General features: G+C 63.8%; 17 protein-coding genes. 2 read left to right on the top strand and 15 right to left on the bottom strand.

Features of this window, described 5'->3' with window-relative positions:
* Positions 1-265: 265 nt before the first annotated feature.
* Positions 266-1,441: an aminotransferase gene (locus NJ75_RS22485; protein ID WP_039338540.1), complete on the bottom strand. Its 1,176-nt coding sequence runs from the start codon at positions 1,439-1,441 to the stop codon at positions 266-268.
* A 147-nt stretch (positions 1,442-1,588) separates the two neighbouring features.
* Here NJ75_RS22485 and NJ75_RS22480 point away from each other — a divergent pair, with 147 nt between their 5' ends.
* Positions 1,589-2,773 carry an acyl-CoA dehydrogenase gene (locus NJ75_RS22480; protein ID WP_039338539.1) on the top strand — a complete coding sequence of 395 codons (1,185 nt, stop codon included), beginning with the start codon at positions 1,589-1,591 and terminating at the stop codon, positions 2,771-2,773.
* Here the strand turns inward: NJ75_RS22480 and cobA are convergent, their stop codons facing one another.
* From cobA to NJ75_RS22430, 10 genes are all read right to left on the bottom strand, one after another.
* A complete protein-coding gene (cobA, locus tag NJ75_RS22475; RefSeq protein ID WP_039338537.1) occupies positions 2,774-3,550 on the bottom strand; it encodes a uroporphyrinogen-III C-methyltransferase in 777 nt (258 codons plus the stop codon). It abuts the gene before it with no gap.
* Positions 3,547-6,057, bottom strand: a complete 2,511-nt coding sequence (locus NJ75_RS22470) for a nitrate reductase (protein WP_039338535.1) — start codon at positions 6,055-6,057, stop codon at positions 3,547-3,549. Before NJ75_RS22470 ends, cobA begins: the two co-directional genes overlap by 4 nt.
* Positions 6,054-6,395 carry a nitrite reductase small subunit NirD gene (gene nirD / locus NJ75_RS22465; RefSeq protein ID WP_039338533.1) on the bottom strand — a complete coding sequence of 114 codons (342 nt, stop codon included), beginning with the start codon at positions 6,393-6,395 and terminating at the stop codon, positions 6,054-6,056. The genes NJ75_RS22470 and nirD overlap by 4 nt, the downstream gene beginning before the upstream one ends.
* The gene (nirB, locus tag NJ75_RS22460) at positions 6,395-8,869 is read right to left on the bottom strand and encodes a nitrite reductase large subunit NirB (RefSeq protein WP_052242782.1); all 2,475 of its coding nucleotides are present in this window, start codon (positions 8,867-8,869) and stop codon (positions 6,395-6,397) included. The genes nirD and nirB overlap by 1 nt, the downstream gene beginning before the upstream one ends.
* Before the next feature lie 235 nt (positions 8,870-9,104).
* Positions 9,105-10,364 carry an alginate export family protein gene (locus NJ75_RS22455; RefSeq protein ID WP_039338531.1) on the bottom strand — a complete coding sequence of 420 codons (1,260 nt, stop codon included), beginning with the start codon at positions 10,362-10,364 and terminating at the stop codon, positions 9,105-9,107.
* Between the two features lie 62 nt (positions 10,365-10,426).
* Positions 10,427-12,106: an ABC transporter ATP-binding protein gene (locus NJ75_RS22450; protein ID WP_039338529.1), complete on the bottom strand. Its 1,680-nt coding sequence runs from the start codon at positions 12,104-12,106 to the stop codon at positions 10,427-10,429.
* A 12-nt stretch (positions 12,107-12,118) separates the two neighbouring features.
* The gene (locus tag NJ75_RS22445; RefSeq protein WP_236727231.1) at positions 12,119-13,141 is read right to left on the bottom strand and encodes an ABC transporter permease; all 1,023 of its coding nucleotides are present in this window, start codon (positions 13,139-13,141) and stop codon (positions 12,119-12,121) included.
* Between the two features lie 16 nt (positions 13,142-13,157).
* Positions 13,158-14,564, bottom strand: coding sequence for a CmpA/NrtA family ABC transporter substrate-binding protein (locus NJ75_RS22440; RefSeq protein ID WP_039338527.1), 1,407 nt, complete (start codon positions 14,562-14,564; stop codon positions 13,158-13,160).
* Positions 14,565-14,781: 217 nt separating this feature from the next.
* On the bottom strand, positions 14,782-16,017 hold the full coding sequence (locus NJ75_RS22435; RefSeq protein WP_039338525.1) for an ABC transporter substrate-binding protein: 1,236 nt from the start codon (positions 16,015-16,017) through the stop codon (positions 14,782-14,784).
* Positions 16,017-16,595 (bottom strand): ANTAR domain-containing response regulator, encoded by a 579-nt coding sequence (locus tag NJ75_RS22430; protein WP_039338523.1) that lies wholly within the window; start codon positions 16,593-16,595, stop codon positions 16,017-16,019. Before NJ75_RS22430 ends, NJ75_RS22435 begins: the two co-directional genes overlap by 1 nt.
* 430 nt (positions 16,596-17,025) lie before the next feature.
* On the opposite strand from NJ75_RS22430, the gene NJ75_RS22425 reads away from it, so the two are divergent.
* On the top strand, positions 17,026-17,277 hold the full coding sequence (locus NJ75_RS22425) for a hypothetical protein (RefSeq protein WP_082013549.1): 252 nt from the start codon (positions 17,026-17,028) through the stop codon (positions 17,275-17,277).
* Positions 17,278-17,336: 59 nt separating this feature from the next.
* Here NJ75_RS22425 and NJ75_RS22420 read toward each other — a convergent pair whose 3' ends face one another.
* The 4 genes from NJ75_RS22420 to NJ75_RS22405 all read right to left on the bottom strand — a co-directional run bounded on the left by NJ75_RS22420 (position 17,337) and on the right by NJ75_RS22405 (position 21,319).
* Positions 17,337-19,106 carry an SLC13 family permease gene (locus tag NJ75_RS22420; protein WP_039338520.1) on the bottom strand — a complete coding sequence of 590 codons (1,770 nt, stop codon included), beginning with the start codon at positions 19,104-19,106 and terminating at the stop codon, positions 17,337-17,339.
* A 44-nt stretch (positions 19,107-19,150) separates the two neighbouring features.
* Complete coding sequence (locus NJ75_RS22415; protein WP_039338518.1) at positions 19,151-19,726, bottom strand: hypothetical protein; 576 nt, start codon at positions 19,724-19,726, stop codon at positions 19,151-19,153.
* Positions 19,727-19,850: 124 nt separating this feature from the next.
* Positions 19,851-20,378 (bottom strand): cupin domain-containing protein, encoded by a 528-nt coding sequence (locus NJ75_RS22410; protein ID WP_039338517.1) that lies wholly within the window; start codon positions 20,376-20,378, stop codon positions 19,851-19,853.
* Positions 20,375-21,319 (bottom strand): fumarylacetoacetate hydrolase family protein, encoded by a 945-nt coding sequence (locus NJ75_RS22405; protein WP_039338516.1) that lies wholly within the window; start codon positions 21,317-21,319, stop codon positions 20,375-20,377. Before NJ75_RS22405 ends, NJ75_RS22410 begins: the two co-directional genes overlap by 4 nt.
* Positions 21,320-21,450: the final 131 nt, after the last annotated feature.

Raw genomic sequence — 21,450 nt, 5'->3', positions numbered from 1 at the left:
TGAAAGACCCCCGTGACTGCAAGCCTTTCGCCATCACACTGGACACAGTTTACATGGACAGTTATGGTATCGGTATTTACATAATGTAAATTATCAGTTTTGCGTATAAGGAGTTGCGCAAGTTATGATATGCTTCTTCTGCCATGCAGAAGCGCTGGCAATGGGGCCTTGCTTCGGTTGCCTTCCTAAGCGAGGGGCGACGTCGCGCTCGTGGCGCCAGAGTCTGGACATTGCTGGACTATCGGCCCTGACCGAGGAAATCGAATTAGCTCGATTTCAATTCCGTCCGCCACCGGCCGAGCCGGTCCACCGCTTCGTCGATCATCGCGGCGTTCTTGCAATGGCACAGCCTGACGATGTGATCGGGCCGTCCTTCCCCTTCCCACAGCGCCGAGATGGGAATCGAGGCAACGCCCGCTTCCCGCACGGCCCTCTCGCTGAACGTCCGGTCATCCAGTGCAATCCCGGAAGCATGCAGGTCGATGCAGGTGAACCAAGTCGCCACGTTGTCCAGAACGCAGAAGCCCTGCTGCTTCAGCCCGGCAATCAGCCGCTCGCGCGTGACAGACCATTGCGCATGGCAGCCTGGTGCAATCGCCGGATCGTCAAGCGCTTCGGCCACGGCCCATTGCAGCATCGGCGGGGTGGTGAAGGTCAGGAACTGATGCGCTCGGCCAACCACCGCGGCCACTTCTGGAGCGCCTACGATCCAGCCAACCTTCCACCCGGTTGCGCCAAAGATCTTGCCCGCAGAGCCGATCTTGACCGACCGCCGCGCCATCCCCGGCTGTGCCAGCAGTGATGCATGTGCCCGGCCATCGAAGCGCACGTTTTCCCAAACTTCGTCGCAGATGGCGAAAAGATCATGCGCAACGCACAGTCCCGCCAGCAGGGCGAGGTCGGCTGGCGACGCTACCGTCCCGGTGGGATTGAGCGGATCGTTGAGGACAATCACCCGCGTCCGGGGCGTGATCGCCCCGGCGATGGTGGCAGCGTCGAATGCCCAGACCGGCGGCTTGAGCGCGACGAACACCGGCTTGCCGCCTGCGCGGCGGACCAGCGGCGCATAGGCATCATAGGCAGGCGCGAACAGCAGGACTTCGTCACCCGGCGCAACCACCGCCAGGATTGCCGAAGCGATCGCCTCGGTCGCGCCCGATGTCACCACGACACTTTCCGGCGCAAGATCGAGACCTTGGATGCGAGCGTAGAAGCCCGCCACAGCCCTTCGCAGTTCCGGCAATCCGGCCATCGGCGGATACTGGTGCGATTGCTCCATCGCGGCGCGGGTCAACGCGCGCAGCAATTCGGCAGGAGGAGGACCATCGGGAAACCCCTGCCCCAGATTGATCGCGCCCAGATCGCGGGCAAGGCCGGACATGTGCTCGAAGATTGTCACCGGCATTTCGGCATAGATCGGGTGCAGGTGCGAGTGCGACATGGTCATCGCTTGCCAGCCTAGCCAGCAGCGGGCCATGCTTGCAATGGTTGCTGACAATCAGATGCGCGTGGCCATTTGGGTGGTTGAAGTAAACTGATTTCAGGTGCAATCACCCGCCGCATAGGAAGCGCACTCGGAGAGCACGCAATGGCAGGCATGGTACCGTTCGATTGGGAAGACGCACTGGGGCTGGACGGCCTGCTTACCGATGATGAACGGATGATCCGCGATGCCGCACGCAGCTTCGCGCATGACCGCCTTGCCCCCCGGGTGATCGATGCTTTCGCCAACGAGCATACCGACCCCGAAATCTTCCGCGAGATGGGCAGCCAGGGCCTGCTTGGCGTGACGTTGCCCGAGGACTACGGCTGCGCCAACGCCGGTTACGTATCCTACGGCCTTGTCGCACGCGAGGTGGAGCGGATCGATTCCGGTTACCGCTCGATGATGAGCGTGCAGTCCAGCCTCGTGATGTTCCCGATCTACGAGTACGGCTCGGAAGAGCAACGGCGCAAGTATCTGCCCAGGCTGGCCACCGGCGAATGGATCGGCTGCTTCGGCCTGACCGAGCCTGACGCGGGGTCGGACCCGGGCGGGATGCGCACGGTGGCCCGGAAGGTCGATAGCGGTTATGTGCTCAACGGCGCCAAGACCTGGATTTCCAACGCACCGATTGCCGATGTCTTCGTCGTCTGGGCCAAGAGCGAGGCGCATGGCGGCGGCATTCGCGGCTTCGTGCTGGAAAAGGGCATGAAAGGCCTGTCCGCGCCCAAGATCGAGAACAAGGTTAGCCTGCGCGCCTCGATCACGGGCATGATCGTGATGGACGATGTCTTCGTTCCGGACGATGCGTTGCTGCCGAACGTGCAGGGCCTGAAAGGTCCGTTCGGCTGCCTCAACCGCGCGCGCTACGGCATCTCATGGGGCGCACTGGGAGCGGCGGAGTTCTGCTACCACGCGGCGCGGCAATATGGGCTGGATCGTCATCAGTTCGGCCGCCCGCTGGCGGGCACGCAGCTTTACCAGAAGAAACTGGCCGACATGCTGACCGAAATCACGCTGGGCCTTCACGCCTCACTGCAAGTCGGCCGTCTGATGGACGCCGGCAGGTTCGCGCCCGAAATGATCTCCATCGTCAAGCGCAACAACGTCGGCAAGGCGCTCGACATTGCTCGCATGGCGCGCGACATGCACGGCGGGAATGGCATTTCCGGCGAATATCAGGTGATCCGCCACATGGTGAACCTCGAGACGGTCAATACCTACGAGGGCACGCACGATGTCCACGCGCTGATCCTCGGCCGCGCCATCACCGGCATCGCTGCGTTCTGATCAGGAGTTGACCATGAACGCGGCGCTGCTTGTGGCGGTCACGCCATCGCGCCGCGCCATGGCCTGACCGATCAGCAACAGCGCCGGGCCATCGCCCAGCGCCGTGCGCGCGACAAGCGGCAGCAAGTCGAGGCGCGTATGGAACTGGCGCTCTTCCGGAAGGCTCGCCGCCTCGACCAGGGCAACCGGCGTGTCGGCGGGCAGCCCGGCCTCGATCAGCCCGCGTGACACCGCGCCCGCCGACGACTTGCCCATGTAGACGGCCAGCGTCGCTTCGGGATCGGCCAGCGATGCCCAATCGAGCGAGAGCGTTTCGCCCGCACGGACATGCGCCGTCACGAAGGTCAGCTTGCGAGCGAGGCCGCGCAGGGTGAGCGAGGCGCCGAGGCTGGCTGCGGCGCCACTGGCGGCTGTCACGCCGGGACAGATCCGCACCGCCACGCCTGCCGCGCGGCAGGCGTCCAGCTCTTCGGTGGCGCGGCCGAAGATCGCAGGGTCTCCACCCTTTAGACGCACCACGCGATGCCCCGCTAGCGCAGCTTCAACAATCAGGCTGTCGATCGTCTCCTGCGCCTTGGAATGCCGCCCGGAACGCTTGCCAACATGGACCAGCCTTGCACTCGGCGCGGCCAGCGCCAGAACGCCGGGGGCAACCAGCGCATCGTGGAAGATCACACTGGCCGATGCAATCAGCCGCTCCGCCTTGCGGGTCAGCAATTCCGGATCGCCCGGCCCTGCCCCGACCAGCCAGACCATGCCCTGCGGAAAGTCGTTCATTGCGCAGCCTCTTCGCATGTCTCGTTCCATTCGCGCAGCAGCCGGGCAATCGCCGGGCGGCACGAACCGCAATTGGTCCCCGCGCCACACGCCCTGCCCACTTCCGCCACGGTCCGCGCGCCCTGCTCGGCATGGGCAAGAATCTGGTTGGTGCCGATGCCGTGGCAGACGCAGACCACCGGCCCGCGATGCGGCGCAGGAGCGCTGGGCCGCGCGGCCAGCAGTTCGGGAAGGTGCGCGCCACTCGCCCCCAGTTGCGCCGCGATCCACTCACGCGGTGGCAATTGCCCGATGCGGGTGATGAATAGCGCTCCGGCCATCGCGCCGCTGCCATCGACCACGGCGAGACGGCGCATGCCACGCGCCAGATCGACCGCCTCGCTGCGATTGCCTGCGGGCAGCAAGGCATCGGCATCGACAGCGCCGTTGCCAGCGAGCTCATAAAGCCAACCGCCAGCTATCGCGGATCGGCTCCACCAGACAACGCCCTGCGGGCTGACCGGTTCACGGCGGACAAGGAAGCCGCGCCATTCGCTGCCGACCGGCTCGATCCGGCAGGCGTTGTTCTTGAAACCAGGCTGGCCGGACACCGGATCGACCGACTGATCGGGCAGAAGGTTGCCGCGCCCGCCACTCGCCATGGCATCAGTCCAGTGCATCGGCACGAAGACCTGGCCGCGGCCTTGCGCATCGGTCACGCTCGCGCGGAACACCGAACTGCCCGCTGCCGAGACGACGCGGGCAAGCGCGCCATCGGCAATACCTGCCTCAGCGGCATCGGCAGGATGCACCTCGAGCAGCGGTTCGCGCCGGTGCTGGGCAAGCGTGGGCGAAAGGCCGGTGCGGGTCATCGTGTGCCATTGATCGCGGTAACGGCCGGTGTTGAGGCGCAAGGGAAAATCCGGGTCGACCGGGCGGGTGCGGGGCTCGACGGGCACGATCTTCATCTCGCGGCCCTGCAGCGGATGGCGTCCTCCCCAAACGAACGGGTCAAGCGCTTCGTAATCCGCGTCGGAAATCCCGGCATGGGCGGTCAGGTCAAGAACCTTGCCGTGCTTTACCGAAAGCGCGGTCATTGCCGCATATTCGCGGAACACGGCGGCGGCGTTGGTCCAATCGAACCCTGCAAAGCCCATCGTCTTTGCAACGTCGGCGATGATTGCCCAATCCGCCCTTGCCTCTCCCGGCGCAGCAAACAGAGCGCGCTGGCGGCTCACGCGGCGTTCGGAGTTGGTGACGGTGCCGTCTTTCTCGCCCCAAGCCAGCGCGGGCAGGCGGATGTGGGCGAGCCGTGCGGTGTCTGTATCGGCGATCACGTCCGACACGACCAGCGTTTCGCACTTGGCCAGGGCCTCGCGCACGAAACCGGCATCGGGCATCGAAACGGCGGGGTTGGTGGCCATCACCCACAGGAACTTGACGCGGCCATCGTGCACGGCGCGGAACAGGTCCACCGCCTTGAGGCCGGGGGCGCTGCACATGCGCGGGGCCTGCCAGTACGCGGCGACATCGGACAGTTCGCTTTCGGAAAAGCCGAGATGGCAGGCCAGCATATTGGCAAGCCCGCCGACTTCGCGCCCGCCCATGGCGTTGGGCTGTCCGGTCATCGAAAACGGCCCCATGCCCGGCGCGTTGATGCGGCCCATGGCAAGGTGCAGGTTCATGATCGCGTTGCCCTTGTCCGTTCCCGCAATCGACTGGTTCGCGCCCATCGAGAACACGGTGACCATGCGCGGGTGCGTGGCGACGAGATCGGCCAGCGCGGCAAAGGTATCGGGCGAAAGGCCGTGTTCGCCCATCGCCGGGACCGTATCGGCAAGCCCCCGCCGGACCATCTCTGCCAGCAGCGTATTGAACAGCGCCACATCTCCATCTGGCTGGACGGGCACGTGAAGGTCAGCCTGTTCCGCCGTTTCGGTGCGGCGCGGATCGATCACCACGATCTTCGTACCCCGCGCCTCGCGCGCCGCCTCGATCCGCTGCCAGATCACCGGGTGGCACCAAGCCGTGTTCGAGCCGACAAGCAGGATCAGGTCCGCCTCGTCGAGATCATCGTAGGTGACCGGCACTACGTCCTCGCCGAACGCCCGATTGTGCGCGGCGACGGCGCTGGCCATGCACAGGCGCGAATTGGTGTCGATGTTGGCGCTGCCGACAAAGCCCTTCATCAGCTTGTTGGCGGCATAGTAGTCCTCGGTCAGAAGCTGGCCCGAGACATAGAGCGCAACACTGTCCGGACCGTGCCGTTCAACGCAGTCGCGCATCTTGCCAGCAACGAGGTGGAGCGCCTCGTCCCACCCGGCGCGGGCGTTGCCGATCATGGGGTGGAGCAGGCGGCCTTCCAGCCCCACCGTTTCGCCCAGATGCGTGCCCTTCGAGCACAGCTTGCCCAAGTTCGCCGGGTGCTGCGCATCGCCCCGGATGACGACCGCGCGCTCTCCCGTCACCTCGGCGCGAATGCCGCAACCGACGCCGCAATAGGCGCACGTGGTGCGAACCGCCCTCAAGCAGCACGCCTCCCGACAACGGCCGAGCGCAAAAGGTACATGCGGCCTGCGTCAACCTTCATCGGGACGGTAGGGACGCACCCATTGTCCTCCCCCAGCGCCTCGCCCGTCTTGAGCGAGATGTTCCAGTTGTGCAGCGGGCATGTGACGACATTGCCGTGAACGATGCCCTGCGAAAGCGGCCCCTGCTTGTGCGGGCACTTGTTCACAAGCGCATAGAACTCGTTCTTGAGCGTGCGGAACACCGCAATCTCGTCCGATCCCACGACCGGGAGCGTACGCGCAGTGCCGGGGGTGATCTGGTCTACGTGACCGATGTCGAGCCAGTCTCCGATCATTACAGGGCCTCCAGCTGAAGGGGACGCACCTCGGCAAGGTGCTGGTGCAGGTCCGCGTCCTTGCCGGCCACGCGCTCGGCCCAGGGATCGTCCTGACAGAAGGTCTGGGAATAGCGGAACCGCGCGGCGAGGCGGCGCACGCTGTCGGGATCGTCAAACAGGCCTGCCTTCACGTGATCGAGACCCACCCGTTCGATCCACGGCGCGGTGCGCTCAAGGTAATGCGCCTGTTCGCGATAAAGCTGGATGAAGGCCGCGCAGACGTCCATCGCCTCTGCCTCGGTCGCAACCTTGCACAAGAGGTCAGTGGCGCGGACCTTGATCCCGCCATTGCCGCCGACGTGGAGTTCGTACCCGCTATCGACGCAGACCACGCCGAAGTCCTTGATCGTCGCCTCGGCACAGTTTCTCGGGCAGCCCGACACCGCGATCTTGAACTTGTGGGGCATCCACGAACCCCAGGTCATCCGCTCCAGCTTCACGCCGAGGCCGGTCGAATCCTGCGTGCCAAACCGACACCATTCACTGCCGACGCAGGTCTTTACCGTGCGCAGGCTCTTGCCATAGGCATGGCCCGAAACCATCCCTGCGGCATTGAGGTCGGCCCAGACAGCAGGCAGGTCCTCCTTCCTGATCCCGAAGATGTCGAGCCGCTGGCCGCCGGTCACCTTGACCATCGGCGCGTTGTACTTCTCCACCACGTCTGCAATCGCGCGCAGTTCCCGCGGGTTGGTAAGCCCGCCCCACATGCGCGGCACCACCGAATAGGTGCCGTCCTTCTGGATATTGGCGTGAAGGCGTTCGTTGACGAAGCGGCTCTTCTGATCGTCCTCATACTCGCCCGGCCAAGCGCAGAGCAGATAGTAGTTCAGCGCCGGGCGGCATGAGGAGCAGCCATCAGGGGTGGTCCAGTGCAGCTCCTGCATCACCTGCGGGATGGCCTTGAGGCTCTTGTCGACAATCAGGCGGCGAACATCATCGTGGCTGAAGCTGGTGCACTTGCACAACGTCTTCGGACCCGACTGCACCTCGCCGCCCAATGTGAGCGCCAGCAGGCTTTCGACCAGACCGGTGCACGATCCGCAGGAGGCCGAAGCCTTGCAGGTGCTGCGCACCGCATCGAGGCTGCAGGCACCCGCGTTGATCGTCTCGATCACCTTGCCCTTGGAAACGCCGTTGCAGCCGCAGATTTCTGCGTCGTCCGAAAGAGCTGCAACGGCGGCATTAGGGTCCAGCAGGGCGCCTCCGCTGGCGAAGGCCTGGCCGAAAATCAGCGCCTCCCGGATGTCGGAGATATCCTCGCCCTTCTTCAGCAGGTCGAAGTACCAGTTGCCATCGGCGGTATCTCCATAGAGCACCGCGCCGACGAGCTTGTTGTCCCTTACGACAACGCGCTTGTAGAGCCCGCGCGCGGCGTCTCGCATGACGATGTCCTCCGCGCCATCGCCGCCCGAAAAATCACCGGCAGAGAACAGGTCGATGCCCGAGACCTTGAGCTTGGTCGAGGTGACCGAACCTTCATAACCAGATGGGTCCGAGCAAGCCGCATCGGCCAGCGCGCGACACATGTCCCACAAGGGGGCAACCAGACCGTAGCAGGCACCGCGGTGTTGCACGCATTCACCCACCGCCATGATCGCCGGGTCGCTGGTGACCATGTGGTCGTCAACGACAACACCGCGCTCGACTGCGAGGCCTGCCGCCTTGGCAAGGCCGGTGGCTGGGCGGATGCCGACGGCCATGACCACGATGTCGGCAGCAAATTCGCGCCCGTCCTTGAGCCTTACACCGGCCACATGGCCATCCCGACCGATGATTTCGGCGGTGTCGGCACCGGTCACGATGGTCTGGCCACGCCGTTCAAGCTCGGTCTTGAGCAGGTATCCCGCCGCTTCATCGAGCTGACGCTCCATCAGCGTCGGCATGAGATGAACGACGGTGACCTTCATGCCGCGAAGCGAAAGGCCATGCGCTGCCTCCAGCCCGAGCAGGCCACCGCCGATCACCACGGCGCAGCCGCCCTTTTCGGCGGCGCTCAGCATCTTGTCGACGTCATCCAGATCGCGGAAGGTGACGACGCCCGCCAGGTCCTTGCCCGGGACCGGGATGATGAACGGATCGGAGCCGGTGGCGATCAGCAGCCTGTCATAAGGTTCGACCCGGCCCGACTTTGCCACCACCGTCTGCGTTTCTCGGTCGATCGAGACGACCGGATCGCCCGAGACCAGCGTGATGCCGTTGTCGGCGTACCAGTCCTCGCCATTGATGATGATGTCCTCGAACGCCTTTTCGCCCGCGAGCACTGGCGAAAGCATGATGCGGTTGTAATTCACCCGCGGTTCCGCGCCGAAGATCGTCACGTCGAAACGCGCAGGATCGCGGGCAAGGATTTCCTCGACGGCGCGGCACCCGGCCATGCCGTTGCCGATCACCACCAACCGCTCCTTCACGGGCGCGGTCTGGTCCTTTTCCATCAGGGTAGCAGGGGCGTTCACGCAAACGTTCCTTCGCAGACGCGTGAACACAAAAAAGCCGCCCGAACGCATCCCGATTGGGAAGGTCTGGGCGGCGACGTTGCCACGCGATGTTGATCTTTCAGGCCTTGCGATTGATCCACCCGACTTTGGGCGGCGCTTGGCCTTCGTTCACTTGGCTAACCGATTCGGGGGCTGCACTGCAAGGGTTATTTTGCAGTGCAGCACGTCACTATCAGAACGCCACCTCGGCCTGCAACCACAGGATCTGGCGATCGACGCCAAACTTGTCGGCGTTGTAGTTGGCGTACTTGACCAGCCAGCCCACCTTCTTCGTCTTGAAGCCAAGGCTGGCATCCCATTCCGTGCCGAATTTCACGTTGCCCACATCGCTGCGGAATTCGTGATAGGTGACGTTCGCGTTGAGGCCCTGCACCGCCTTCACCTTCGGGAAGACCTTGGCCAGCGTGACGTAATAGTCCTCAATCCCATTGCCGGGCGTCGTCAGGAACAGGTCGGCCCAGCCGTTGAACTTGTGCAGCGTTGCCAGCGGCGTCTGGAACGACTTGCCCGCAGCCTTGTCCGCGCCCAGCTTTTCATAGCCGCCGGTCAGGGTGAAGCCCTGGTACGCCAAGCCAAGCTCGCCCACCACGAAATCTGCCTCGTAGTTCACCGGGTTGCGGCCGATGTCCATCTGCCGCGCATAGCTGGCCAGCACATTGAGCTTCACCGCCTTCGACAGCGGGATGCTGCCCGACACGCGCCCGCCATAGGTCTGCGAGGAATTTGCGAACGCGAAGGCCTCGTCATAGTCAATGATGTAGGAAAAGCCCTTCACCTGCAGGGGACCAGCCTTTACCACAGCCTGTGCGAACACGAAGTCCCCGTCCATCGCGCGGCGTGGCCCTGCCTCGGACCCGAAGATCGAGTCCTGCTGGATCGCATAAGTGGCATCGATGCTGACCGGGCCAATGGTGGCTTCGGCGCGCACTGCATCGAAGGTCTGCTCGTTCTGACGCCAGCCGACCGAGCCAACGAAGCGCTGATCATCAAGGTTGATCCGCTGCCGCCCGACGGTCAGGGCGAAGTCCTTCACCTTGTACATGATCTGCGCGCGGTTGAGGTCGATGCTCTCGCCATCGGCGACCACTGCGTACTGTGGGCGGCGCTGCGAGCTGCCGGGCAGCGCGAAGGGAAAGGCGTTGTAGTCGTTGACGAGGCCCAGTGTGCCTTCGGCCTCGACCAGCACCGAGAGGTGCGACAGCGCGTGCTTCAGTTCAACGCCTGTGCGCAACCGCACGGTCAGCGCATCGGCATCGACCGTTGGCTGGTCCACGCCTTCATAGCGAATGCGCGCATCGATGATCGGATCGAGCGTCAGCCCCTCCCCAGCCGGTATGGGATCGCCAAACGCCGGCTTGCCAGCGGCAAACGCCGGATGTGCGAAGGCGATCGACGACGCGAGCAGCGTCGCCGTGATTGCAGTCTTTTTCATGTTTCCCTCCTGAACCCCTCAAAGAAGGCCGTTCAGGCATCCCCTCAATTTCAAGTCACCGCTCAGGCGGCGCGGGCCTTCGGCCCGTGATCGTATTCGGCCAGGAAGCGCAGGACTTCCTGACGGTAGGCGTAGAAATCCGGGTGCTTGAGCAGCGTCTTGCGATCGCGCGGGCGCGGCAGGTCGACCTTCAACACCTTGCCGATGGTGGCATTGGGGCCGTTGGTCATCATCACCACGCGGTCAGCCAGCAGGATCGCCTCGTCAACGTCATGCGTCACCATGATCGCGGTCACCTTGGTGCGGTTCCAAACCTCGACCAGCACGTCCTGCAAGTCCCAGCGCGTCAGGCTGTCGAGCATGCCGAAGGGCTCGTCCAACAGCAGCAGGCGCGGGGAGAGCGCGAAGGCGCGGGCGATGCCGACACGCTGGCGCATGCCGTTGGACATTTCCGCCGCCATCTTGTCCTTGGCATCGGCAAGGCCCACGCGGTCGAGGTAATAATCGATGATCTCGCGCCGTTCTGATCGCGTCGCGTGCGGATAGACCCGCTCCACCCCCAGTGCCACGTTCTGCCGCGCGGTCAGCCACGGCATCAGGCTGGGCGCCTGGAACACCACCGCCTTGTCCGGCCCCGCCACGTCGATCTCGCGGTTGTCGAGGATGATGCCGCCCTTGCTGATCTCGTTGAGGCCTGCCGCCATCGTCAGCACGGTAGACTTGCCGCAACCCGAATGGCCGATCAGCGAGATGAACTCGCCCTTGTCCATCATCAGGTTGAAATCCTCGACCACGGTCAGCGGACCCTCAGGCGTGGGGTAGACTTTGTGGAGCTTCCAGAACTCCATGTAGCGCCGCGTCGCGCCCTTCCTCGCCGCGTCCTGATAAGCCTTGGGCGGAGGCGCCAGATCGAGCGGGGTGACGTTGGGCAGATGCCCATAATCGCTGCCCTGCGCGGCTTTCTCGCCAGCCAGCTCGCCAAGGTAATTGACGATCTCGGTGCGCAGCTTCTGGAACTCGACACTGTCGTTCACCGCCTCGCGATCCCGCGGGCGCGGCAGGGTCACCGGGAAGATCCGGCCGATCCTTGCCGCCGGAGCTGGCGTCAGCACCGCCACCCGGTCTGCCAGCAGAAGCGCCTCGTCCACGTCGTTGGTGACAAGGATGATCGTGCGCTTCTCTTCCTCGCGAATGCGGTCGATCTCGTCTTGCAGCTTTGCGCGGGTCAGGGCATCCAATGCCGAAAGCGGCTCGTCCAGCAGCAGGATCTCGGGCTCCATCGCCAGCGCGCGCGCCACCGAAACCCGCTGGCGCATCCCGCCGGAAAGCTGCGCGGGCTTGCGCTCCATCGCGTGGCCAAGGCCGACCAGTTCGACCTTCTGGCGGACCAGCGCGGCGCGCGCTTCCCTGGTGCGATCCTTGTGAACCGAGTCCACGGCGAGCGCCACGTTCTGTTCCACCGTCAGCCACGGGAACAGCGAGTAGGACTGGAACACCAGCCCGCGATCCTTGTCCGGCCCGTCGATGGCCCTGCCCCGCAGCAGGATCTCTCCGGCATCGGGTTCGACCAGACCCGCGATGGCCGAGATCAGCGTCGTCTTGCCCGCTCCGGAGAAGCCGAGGATCGCGATGAACTCGCCTTCCTCGACATCGAGGTCGATGCCGCCAAGGACTTCGGTCACGCCACCGGACTTGCCCTCGTAGGACTTGCGGAGATCTTTCAGGGAAAGGATCGTAGCCATCGGACAATCTCCTCAGACGGTGCGGTTGCGGCTGACGAAGGACTGCAGCGCCATCATCACCCGGTCGAGGCCGAAGCCGATCAGGCCAATCACCACCACGGCAACCATGATGCGAGCGAGCGACTTTTCCGAACCATTCTGGAATTCGTCCCACACGAACTTGCCGAGGCCCGGATTCTGCGCGAGCATTTCCGCCGCGATCAGCACCATCCAGCCGGTGCCGAGCGAAAGGCGCATGCCCGTGAAGATATAGGGCAGCGAGGAAGGCAGGACGAGCCGGGTCAGCTTGGCGAACCAGCCAAGGCGCAGCACGCGGCCCACCGCGATCAAGTCCTTGTCGATGCTGGCCGTGCCGATCGCGGTGTTAATCAGCGTCGGCCAGAGCGAACAGAGCATAACGACAACGGCAGAGATCACGAAGCTCTTGGGCAGGGTCGGGTCATCGCTGCTGACCGAGGCGGAAACCACCATCGTCACGATCGGCAGCCAGGCCAGCGGGCTGACCGGGCGCATCACCTGCACCAGCGGATTGATCGCGGCATTGACGCGCTTCGACATGCCGGCAACCAGACCGAGCGGCACCGCGAACATTGTCGCCAGCACAAAGCCCGCCGCCACCGTCTCGAGGCTGGTGAAGATCTGGTCGATGAAAGTCGGCGGGCCGGTGTAGGCGTACCCTGCGGCCACCGCTTCGGCCGCGGCAACGCGCGAGGCATCGGCTTCGTCCAGCAGGCCTCCAAAGGCTGACCAGACATCGCCCGGCCCAGGGAGCGTACCGAGCGATGTCTGTACCAGCGGCGCCAGCAGCGCCCACAGCGCCAGGAACCCGCCGATCCCTGCCAGCGGTGGCCAGAGCGCGTCGAACGCGGCGCGGCCCGTGGGCAGCTTGATGCCGAACGGCAGCGCTCTTTCGGGTTTCGCAGCGTTCTCCGCGTTCGTCTCCGCCTCTGTTTCGGGGAGGAGGGACCCGCCCCCCTCCATGACGTCCGCTTCGGTGCCGACGAATTCGTCCTTGCGCAATGCAACCGCGTTCATCGTAATCGCTCCTGTCTTACTTCACGCCTGCCGGTGTCACCTTCTGGCCGGCCTTCAGACCGATCGAGAAGCTGGCGACATAGGCAGCGGGTTTCTTGGCATCGAAGGGCACGCCGTCGATCGCCTCGCGGGCATAGACGCGGAAGCCGTCGGTGGCGGGGAACTGGTCGGCACTGGCCTTGCCATCGGCGACGAGCGACTTGGCCGCTTCCTCATAGATGTCCGGACGATAGACCGACTTGACCGTGTCGAGATACCACTGATCACCCTTGTCCTCGGCGATCTGCCCCCAGCGACGCATCTGCGTGAGGTACCAGATGCCATCCGAATAGAACGGGTAGCTGGCCTGTTGATCGAAGAAGAGGTTGAATTCGGGCGTATCCCGTGTGTCGCCCGCGCCGAAGGTGAACTTGCCGGTCATCGACGCCATCAGCACCTTTTCATCGGCGCCGACGTACTTCGGGCTGGCGAGCATCTTGACCGCTTCGGGCCGGTTCTTGCCGCCTTCGGCATCAAGCCACATCGAAGCGCGGATCAGCGCGCGGGTCAGCGCCTTGACCGTGTTGGGATTCTTCTTCGCGAAGTCTGCCGTCAGGCCGAAAACCTTGTCGCCCGTGGTACCCGCAATATCGGGATCAACGATGATCGGCACGCCGATCTTCTTAGCGACCGATGCCTGGTTCCACGGCTCGCCCACCGAATAGCCGTTGATCGTGCCGGCTTCCATCGTGGCGGGCATCTGTGGCGGCGGGGTGACCGAAAGCTGCACGTCGGCTCCTGTCACGCCAGCGGTATCGCCCGGCAGGTAGAAGCCGGGGTTCAGACCGCCTGCCGCCAGCCAGTAGCGCAGGATGTAGTTGTGGGTAGAGACCGGGAAGACCATGCCCATCTTGAAAGGCTTGCCCTCGGCCTTGAACTTGGCAACGACCGGGGCGAGCGCCGAGGCTGAGATCGGCATCTGCACCTTGCCATCCGGCCCCTTGGGCAGGCTGGGCGCGATCATGTCCCACACCTGGTTGGAAACCGTCACGCCCTTGCCATTGATGTCCAGCGAGAACGGCGTGACCAGCGGCACCTTGCTGCCGATCCCCGCGCCCGAGGCCAGCACCTGTCCAGCCAGCATGTGTGCGCCATCCAGCTGCCCGCCGGTCACCCCATCGAGCAGGACCTTCCAGTTCGCCTGGGGCTCGAGCGTCACGGTCAGCCCTTCCTCACGGAAGAAGCCTTTCTCTTGGGCCACGACCAGAGGGGCGATGTCAGTCAGCTTGATGAAGCCGAGCTTCAGCACCGGCTTCTCAATGCCATTGGCCGAAGCAGCAGGCTTTTCTGGTGCATCCCCGCCTTTGCCGCAGCTTGCCACGGCCACGCCCGCCAGCAATGCCGCAATCATGCCCCGCCGATTGAAACCGCCCAGTCCGACCATACTCGACCACCCCTCGAATGCGGCGTGGCAAACACGAAAAAGCCGCCCGAACGCATCCCGATGAGGGAGGTCTGGGCGGCGACGTTGCCACGCGATGTAAACCTGAGACCGTCCGGATCACCGCCGCCCGTCCTTGGGTGGCACCGTGTCGGCCTGAATGCAAAGCTATGTGATTCGCCTGCTATTCGGCAAGCTTTTTTTGCACCGCAGCGAAACTTTAGCTCCTACGCTGACTTTCAATGTAGGATTCGAGCAGTTCGGGATCGAACGGCCGACAATCAAAGAAACTGTTGTTTTCCAATGTTATGACGCCCTGCTGCATGCTGACTGAAGTGGGCTTGTGCAGGCTGCCTTCGACCTTGGAACTGGCCCCCGGCAAGGGTTCGCCGGTGCCCAATAGTGCGCTGCGATAAACATCCGGGCGGAATACGCGCGCCGCCTTGGCCGCGTCAGCCGGATCGAAGGTCAGTCCATCCCACCGCACCATCTGGCTGTAGAGCCATTCGGCCTGGCTCACCCACGGGAAGTTCGCCGCCTCGCGATGCTGGAACATGAAGTCGGGGTAGTGCAGCACCTGCCCCCCTTGCGCAAGGAGCAGCCGATCGGAGATCGCGCGGCCGATCAGCGTGGCATCGCCATCGAGGTACTCTGGCCGTGCCAGAATCGCCGCATTGGCTTCAAGGTTCGCCGGATCCACGAAGTGCTCGCCCGCCTTGCGCAAGGCTCGTACCAGTGCCTCCGCCTGGCCACGGCGCTCCTCCATGACCCGCTCACGGAAAGCCAGAACCTTCTCCACACCGCGCCGCCAGATCTGCGCCGTGACCAGCACGATCTCGCCGGCGCCGCGTTCCACGGCGACGCTGTTCCATGGCTCGCCCACGCAGATCGCGTCGACCTCGCCATGCTCCAGCGCGTCCGCGCAGAACGGGGGGGCGACGGTGGTGATTTCAACATCCAAGTCGGGCTGTACACCGCAGGCCGCCAGCCAGTACCGTAGCATGTAATTGTGGCTGGAATAGCGGTGCACCACGCCAAAACGCAGCTTGCGCCCCGCCTCCTCGACATGCGCTTTCAATGCCGCGCCCACGGTTGCCGGGTCACCCAATCCTCCGCCGGGGTTCACTGCTTTGGCAAGATCGGGCCGCATCGTGATGGCGTTGCCGTTCAGCCCCAGCACGAAGGGCACCGACAGCGGCTGCGCCGGCCGGCCCCGTCCGAGCGTGGTGGCGATTGCCAGCGGGGCGACCATGTGCGCAGCATCGCTGTGGCCATAGAGCAGCCGATCGAGCACCGTGGCCCAGCTCATGTCCCGCACCAGGCGTAGCGACAGGCCTTCCTCCTCGGCAAAGCCATGCTCGCGCGCAAGGATCGGCAGGCACGCGTCCACCAGCGGCAGGAAGCCGATGGTCAGTTCGCCCGATGCGGCTTCCTCCGATGCGGCTTCGCCTGCCATCACTTCCCTCCCATCAGCTGGTGCGCCGTGACCACGGCTTCGGCAATGTCGGCAATGCGCTTGCCCTGGTTCATCGCCGTCTTGCGCAACTCGCTATAGGCCTGCGGTTCGGAAAAGCCGCGGCTGTCCATCAGGATGCGCTTGGCCTTGTCGACCAGTTCGCGTTCGGCCAGCTTGCCCTTGGCTTCGGCAAGGTCAGCCTCCAGCCGCGCGAAGGCGTTGAAGCGGCGCACGGCAAGATCGAGGATCGGCCTGATGCGGTGCGCCGAAAGGCCGTCAACGACATAGGACGAAACCCCGGCATCGACCGAGGCAGCGATCGATTCCTCGTCGCTTTCATCGACAAACATCGCGATTGGGCGGCCAAGCACCCGGCTGACGGCGAAGTATTCCTCCAGCACGTCGCGCGAGGGGTTTCCAAGGTCCATCAGCACGATGTCGGGCGCGATCTCGCCGATGCTGGCTACCAGCCCTCGCCTTTCGGTGACCACGAAGATCTCGCAGTCTTCCAGCGTCGCAAGCCCTTCGCGGATCACCGCGGCACGGCTGGCGCTTTCATCGACGATGGCAATCCGCATGGGCACGCCTAGTGCGCGGAGGACAGTCGAGTTTCAAGGCATTTCTGGAACGGCGTGAACCTCGTCCGCGCAAGGGCGATCTCCGATTCGAGCGCGAACACGCCGTGCATGATCGCTCTGAAGGTTCCTCAGATGCACCCTTGCGGGCTATGTCTTTTGACACGATCCGTCGCCTATGTTGCACCGCACAACGCTGGAGGAATGCCGACGCGACCCCACGGCGCGACGAGGTGAAAGGTTCGTAAAAACAATTAATTAGGCATTAATCACCAAGGCTCGACCGTTCCCTCGCCCCATGCAGAAACGCTGCAAGGGCGAGCGAGAGTCATCACTACAGGACACGCATCGTCCGGTTGCCGCAAGCGTCGCGGCCGCCGTCGGCTCTCGCTGTCCCAAGTCCACGCAAGGACGGAAGTCCAAGGAGGTCGACATGCGAAAGACCGGAACGATATCCACGATCCTGACCGCTGGCGCAGGAGCATTGCTGCTGGCGGCGCCGGCATTTGCCGGCACACGGCCGGACAACGGCAAGGCTTACGCCAGCACCGCCGCCAAGCCGCAATTGAGAACCGACGTCGGCCCGAAAAAGGGTTTCCCCGACACGCCCGGCCTCTCCCGCGCCCGTGACCGGGCAAGCGAGAATGCTGCCTTCAACCGCTACAAAAGCGGAGGCGCTGCCTGAACACCACCAACCGAAGCCGAAAAGAGGCCCCCGCCCCATCTGGCGGGGGCCTTATCGAGCTATAATGGCCAGAACCACAGGATCAGTGGCGTGCCGATCAGCACCACCAGCAGCGATAGCGGCGCGCCAAGCCGGGCATAATCGCCAAACCGGTATCCCCCCGGCCCCAGCACAAGCGTATTGCACTGGTGTCCGATAGGGGTGAGGAAATCACAGCCCGCGCCCACCGCAGTCGCGATCAGGAAGGCCTCGGGGCGGTAGTGGAGCTGCTGGGCGAATACTCCGGCAATCGGGGCCATGACCAGCACGGTCGCTGCGTTGTTGAGGAACGGCGTCACCGCCATGGCCGCGACAAGGATCAGCGCAACCGCTCCCCATGCCGGAAGCTTCACGGCGAAATCGGCAAGCAACGTGGCGATAACGTCGGATGCCCCGGTCGTCTGCAATGACGCGCTGACGGGAATCAATGCGGCCAGCATGATGAGGATTGGCCATTCGATGGCCTTGTACGCCTCATCCGCAGGAAGCGCGCCGGTGATCACGGTCAGCCCCGCAGCGGCAAAGAACGCCAATGCAGCGGGCATGAAGCCGGTCCCCGCTGCCACCATCGCGGCGGCCAGGATCGCGAGTGACAACCACCGGGTCCGCTTCGAGCCCAGCCCGATCTTGCGTTCGGCCAGCGGCAGCGCCCCCATTTCGGCAAGCCGCGCCGGCAGGGTATCGAGCGGGCCTTGCAGAACGATCACATCGCCTGCCTGCAGCACCGTGTTGCCGGGCTTGTTGGCGATCGTCTCGCCCTCGCGCGAAATGGCAAGAAGGTTGATGCCAAGCCGCTCGCGCATCTGCAAACGCCCGGCAGTGCGCCCGATCAGCCCGGAATCGGCATGTACCACGGCTTCGATAACGCCGATACCGTCGGGCTTGTGGCCACTGCCATCTTCGTCGTCACCTGCCAGCGCCAGCCGGTCGGCGCCGATAACCTGTTCGAGCAGGTTGGGCTCGCCGCTCAGGATCAGGACATCGCCTTCGCCGATATGGGTTTCCGGCGTAACCTCGCCGCGCATGTCGCCGCGCAGCAGGCCTGCAACCTCCACCTCACCCTCATGCCGTTCGACAAACTCGGCAACGCTCAAGCCTGCGATGGGCGATCCCGTCGTCACGGTAGCCTCGATCACATAGGCAGAGATGTTGATCGCTTCGGACATGCCCTGTGCTGCATGCCGATCGGTGGGCAGCAGGCGCCAGCCCACCGAAAGGAACACCAGGCCGACCGCCAGCAACGCCAGGCCCGTTGGCAAGTAGTCGAACATGCGAAACGGCTCGCCCGTCATCTCCTCGCGCACGCGGCTGACGATGATGTTTGGCGAGGTGCCGATAAGAGTGGTCAGCCCGCCCAGAAGCGACGCAAACGCCATCGGCATGAGATAGAGCGACGGCGATGCCTTGTTGCGACGCGCCATCTGCACGGCTCCCGGCATCAACATGGCCAGCGCACCGACGTTTTTAATAAAGCCCGATGACAGTCCCACCGCCGCCGAAAGAACCAGCATTTGCCGCTGCGGCTTGCGGATGCGCTGGGCCAGGGATTGCAGCAACCGCTCGATCATGCCCGATCGTTGTACTGCGGCGGAAAGAACCAGCGCCGAGCCGACGATCACCACGATGTCATCGGAAAAACCGGTGAACGCGGCATCGGGCGAGACCACGCCGATCGCCACAGCGAACAACAGCGCGATGACGGCGGTCACGTCGTATCGGAAGCGCCCCCACAAAAACAGGGCCATCATCCCGCCAAGGGTGGCCAGTGAAAGCCATTGGGGCTGCGTCATTGCAGCACCTAACGCTTAACCGATATTCAGGTTCCGGCTCGGGCCTAGAACCGCAGTTCGCCCTGCACCGCCACGCCGCGCCGCGGGGCCTGCACAGGGCGGACTTGCGGCAGCAGGCAACGCGCTTTCCCCTGCAGGACATAGACCGCGTGGCGCTGTCCGCCGCGATTTTCGTGGTCGATGGCATAGCCCTTGTAATAGCGGCGCAGCAGGCCCGCCCCGACGAGTTCCGAAACCGCGCGGCTGAGGTTGCTCTTGCCCGAAGCCCGCACACGCGCGCGGACTTCATCCTCGATCACTTGCGCCGCTTCTCCCGGGTCTTCGGGCATGCGGCCTTCAAGGATCAGGTCAGAGCGTACCCGTTCGGTCAGGGCCACACGACGAGGATCGCGCCCGCCCATCGGGGCAAGGCTGTCGCACAGCCAGTCCCGCAAGGTGAAGGCCTGCCTCCCGCGCCGGACGAATGGCCCCGCCTCACCCTTCTCGTCGGCAACCTCGGCGATCAGGCTCAGCACCATGAACGCATAGCGCGGCCTGGAACTCGCCTGCGAAAGGCAGTTCAGCAAGGAGGACATCGCGCCATGGGAAGACGGGCCGGAAAGAATGGCAGTCTGGAACATTCAGGGATTCAACAAAGCACATAAGGTGACTCCTGTGAATCCCCGGCGAGTCGGGGCGACGTTGAAATCCAACTTTTGTCCCCTGTGACACTTTGCCCGAAGGCAAAGTGTCACAAGCTAACCTTTAATGACCGGCGGTGACGTCTTCTGGCTTGTTTTCGCTCAGCGCGGTTCCGTTATGCACATAGGCCGGTGCTTCGATCAGAATGAACGCGATCCGGCAGATCTCATCAGTGGTGTTCCGCCACAGATGGACAGTGCCACGCTGGACGATGACCCCGCCTTCTCGGATGGTCTTCTTCACACCATTTTCCAGCTCCAGCTCCACTTCGCCCTTCATGACGATCCCATAGTCAATGGAATTGGTGCGGTGCATCGGACTTTCCTGGTGCGGCAGCATGTCGCAGATGCGGATGACCGACCCGCCGTTTAGCGTAAGGCCGGTCTCGCGATCCCGGCCATCGGTCTCGTCGTTGTTGTCTGCCGGAACCGTGGCTGTCGACCAGATGGTCAGCATGGCAGCATCGCCCGTGGGAATCAGCTCCAGTGGCGTGACGTCCTCGGACTTGAATATCGCGCGACCATCGCTGTCATGCCCCGTCACCACCCGCTGAACAGGCGGCAAGCCGAAATCGTAAACTCTGCTGGTCATGCTCTCGTCACCTTCTGCTCAAGCTCGCCAAACGGGGCGCGCCCATTTTCATCTGTCGCATACATGCGAACGCGGTCGCCAAACTTCATGAACTCCGTCTTCGGCTGCCCGAGGTCGATCACCTCGATCCCGCGACGTTCTGCAATGCACGACGAGCCGATATCGCGGAAGTTGGCATTCGACACCGTGCCCGATCCGATCACCGTGCCGGCGACAAGATCGCGGGTCCTCGCCGCGTGGGCAACCAGTTCGTGGAAGCCATAGCCCATGGGCTCTCCCTGCGCGGCCCCGAACTGCTTGCCGTTCCATTCCACGTTCAGGGTCAGGCAGACCCGGCCATGCCGCCAAGCATCACCGAGCTCGTCGGGAGTGACAGCGAACGGTGCCATACCGCACGGCGGCTTTGCCTGAATCCAACCGAAGCCGGTCTTCATTTCAGGTCCTGCGAGAGTGCGCAACGACCAGTCGTTGATCTGCACGATCAGCCGGATATGCTTAAAGGCATCGGCCGGAGTCGTGCCCATGGGCACGGCGTCAACAACGACCCCGAATTCGCCCTCAAAGTCGATGCCCAGCGATTCGTCGGAAAACGGCACGTTGTCATACGGCCCGTAGAACCTGTCTGAGACACCTTGGTACATCAGCGGCAGATCGGTCTTCGGTTTTGAAATGCCCAGCACGGCATCCATCAGGTCGCCGTGGCTTTGATAGGCAGATCCGTCGAGCCACTGCCAGGCACGAGGCAACGGGGCACAAAGATCGGTCTTGGCGAGCTCGTCCGGGAATTCCCCGACACCGGCGAGCAACTTCAGGGCAAGATCCCAGTTCTCGAGCGCATCCTGCAAGGTCGGAATGGGCGCGAATGCATATCGCAATCCGTCCGGAGATATGACGACGAGCCGCCCGTCCTTCGATCCATCTCGCAATGTTGCCAACCGCATTGGCATCCCTTCCCTTTATCTTCCCTACGCTCAAGTCGTCTATTTCCTGGCAAATCCCGAAGCAAAGGCGTTGGATCGATATGATGGCATCGAAAGAATGCGATGGTGTGGGTCTGGCGGGTCCTGCAGTT

Source organism: Novosphingobium subterraneum (assembly GCF_000807925.1).
GTDB lineage: Bacteria > Pseudomonadota > Alphaproteobacteria > Sphingomonadales > Sphingomonadaceae > Novosphingobium > Novosphingobium subterraneum.
Note: the sequence above shows the minus strand (reverse complement) of the source record. Positions and strands in the feature narration are given on the sequence as shown.

Excerpts from the sequence above, each read along its gene's own strand:
- nirD (WP_039338533.1), bottom strand. The coding sequence starts at position 6,395 with ATGATCGGAGACTGGCTCGACATCGGTCACGTAGACCAGATCACCCCC.
- NJ75_RS22415 (WP_039338518.1), bottom strand. The coding sequence starts at position 19,726 with ATGTTCCAGACTGCCATTCTTTCCGGCCCGTCTTCCCATGGCGCGATG.
- NJ75_RS22435 (WP_039338525.1), bottom strand. The coding sequence starts at position 16,017 with ATGGCAGGCGAAGCCGCATCGGAGGAAGCCGCATCGGGCGAACTGACC.
- NJ75_RS22485 (WP_039338540.1), bottom strand. The coding sequence starts at position 1,441 with ATGTCGCACTCGCACCTGCACCCGATCTATGCCGAAATGCCGGTGACA.
- NJ75_RS22425 (WP_082013549.1), top strand. The coding sequence starts at position 17,026 with ATGCGAAAGACCGGAACGATATCCACGATCCTGACCGCTGGCGCAGGA.
- NJ75_RS22420 (WP_039338520.1), bottom strand. The coding sequence starts at position 19,106 with ATGACGCAGCCCCAATGGCTTTCACTGGCCACCCTTGGCGGGATGATG.
- NJ75_RS22440 (WP_039338527.1), bottom strand. The coding sequence starts at position 14,564 with ATGGTCGGACTGGGCGGTTTCAATCGGCGGGGCATGATTGCGGCATTG.
- NJ75_RS22410 (WP_039338517.1), bottom strand. The coding sequence starts at position 20,378 with ATGACCAGCAGAGTTTACGATTTCGGCTTGCCGCCTGTTCAGCGGGTG.
- NJ75_RS22405 (WP_039338516.1), bottom strand. The coding sequence starts at position 21,319 with ATGCGGTTGGCAACATTGCGAGATGGATCGAAGGACGGGCGGCTCGTC.
- nirB (WP_052242782.1), bottom strand. The coding sequence starts at position 8,869 with ATGGAAAAGGACCAGACCGCGCCCGTGAAGGAGCGGTTGGTGGTGATC.
- NJ75_RS22445 (WP_236727231.1), bottom strand. The coding sequence starts at position 13,141 with ATGAACGCGGTTGCATTGCGCAAGGACGAATTCGTCGGCACCGAAGCG.
- NJ75_RS22430 (WP_039338523.1), bottom strand. The coding sequence starts at position 16,595 with ATGCGGATTGCCATCGTCGATGAAAGCGCCAGCCGTGCCGCGGTGATC.
- cobA (WP_039338537.1), bottom strand. The coding sequence starts at position 3,550 with ATGAACGACTTTCCGCAGGGCATGGTCTGGCTGGTCGGGGCAGGGCCG.
- NJ75_RS22450 (WP_039338529.1), bottom strand. The coding sequence starts at position 12,106 with ATGGCTACGATCCTTTCCCTGAAAGATCTCCGCAAGTCCTACGAGGGC.
- NJ75_RS22480 (WP_039338539.1), top strand. The coding sequence starts at position 1,589 with ATGGCAGGCATGGTACCGTTCGATTGGGAAGACGCACTGGGGCTGGAC.
- NJ75_RS22455 (WP_039338531.1), bottom strand. The coding sequence starts at position 10,364 with ATGAAAAAGACTGCAATCACGGCGACGCTGCTCGCGTCGTCGATCGCC.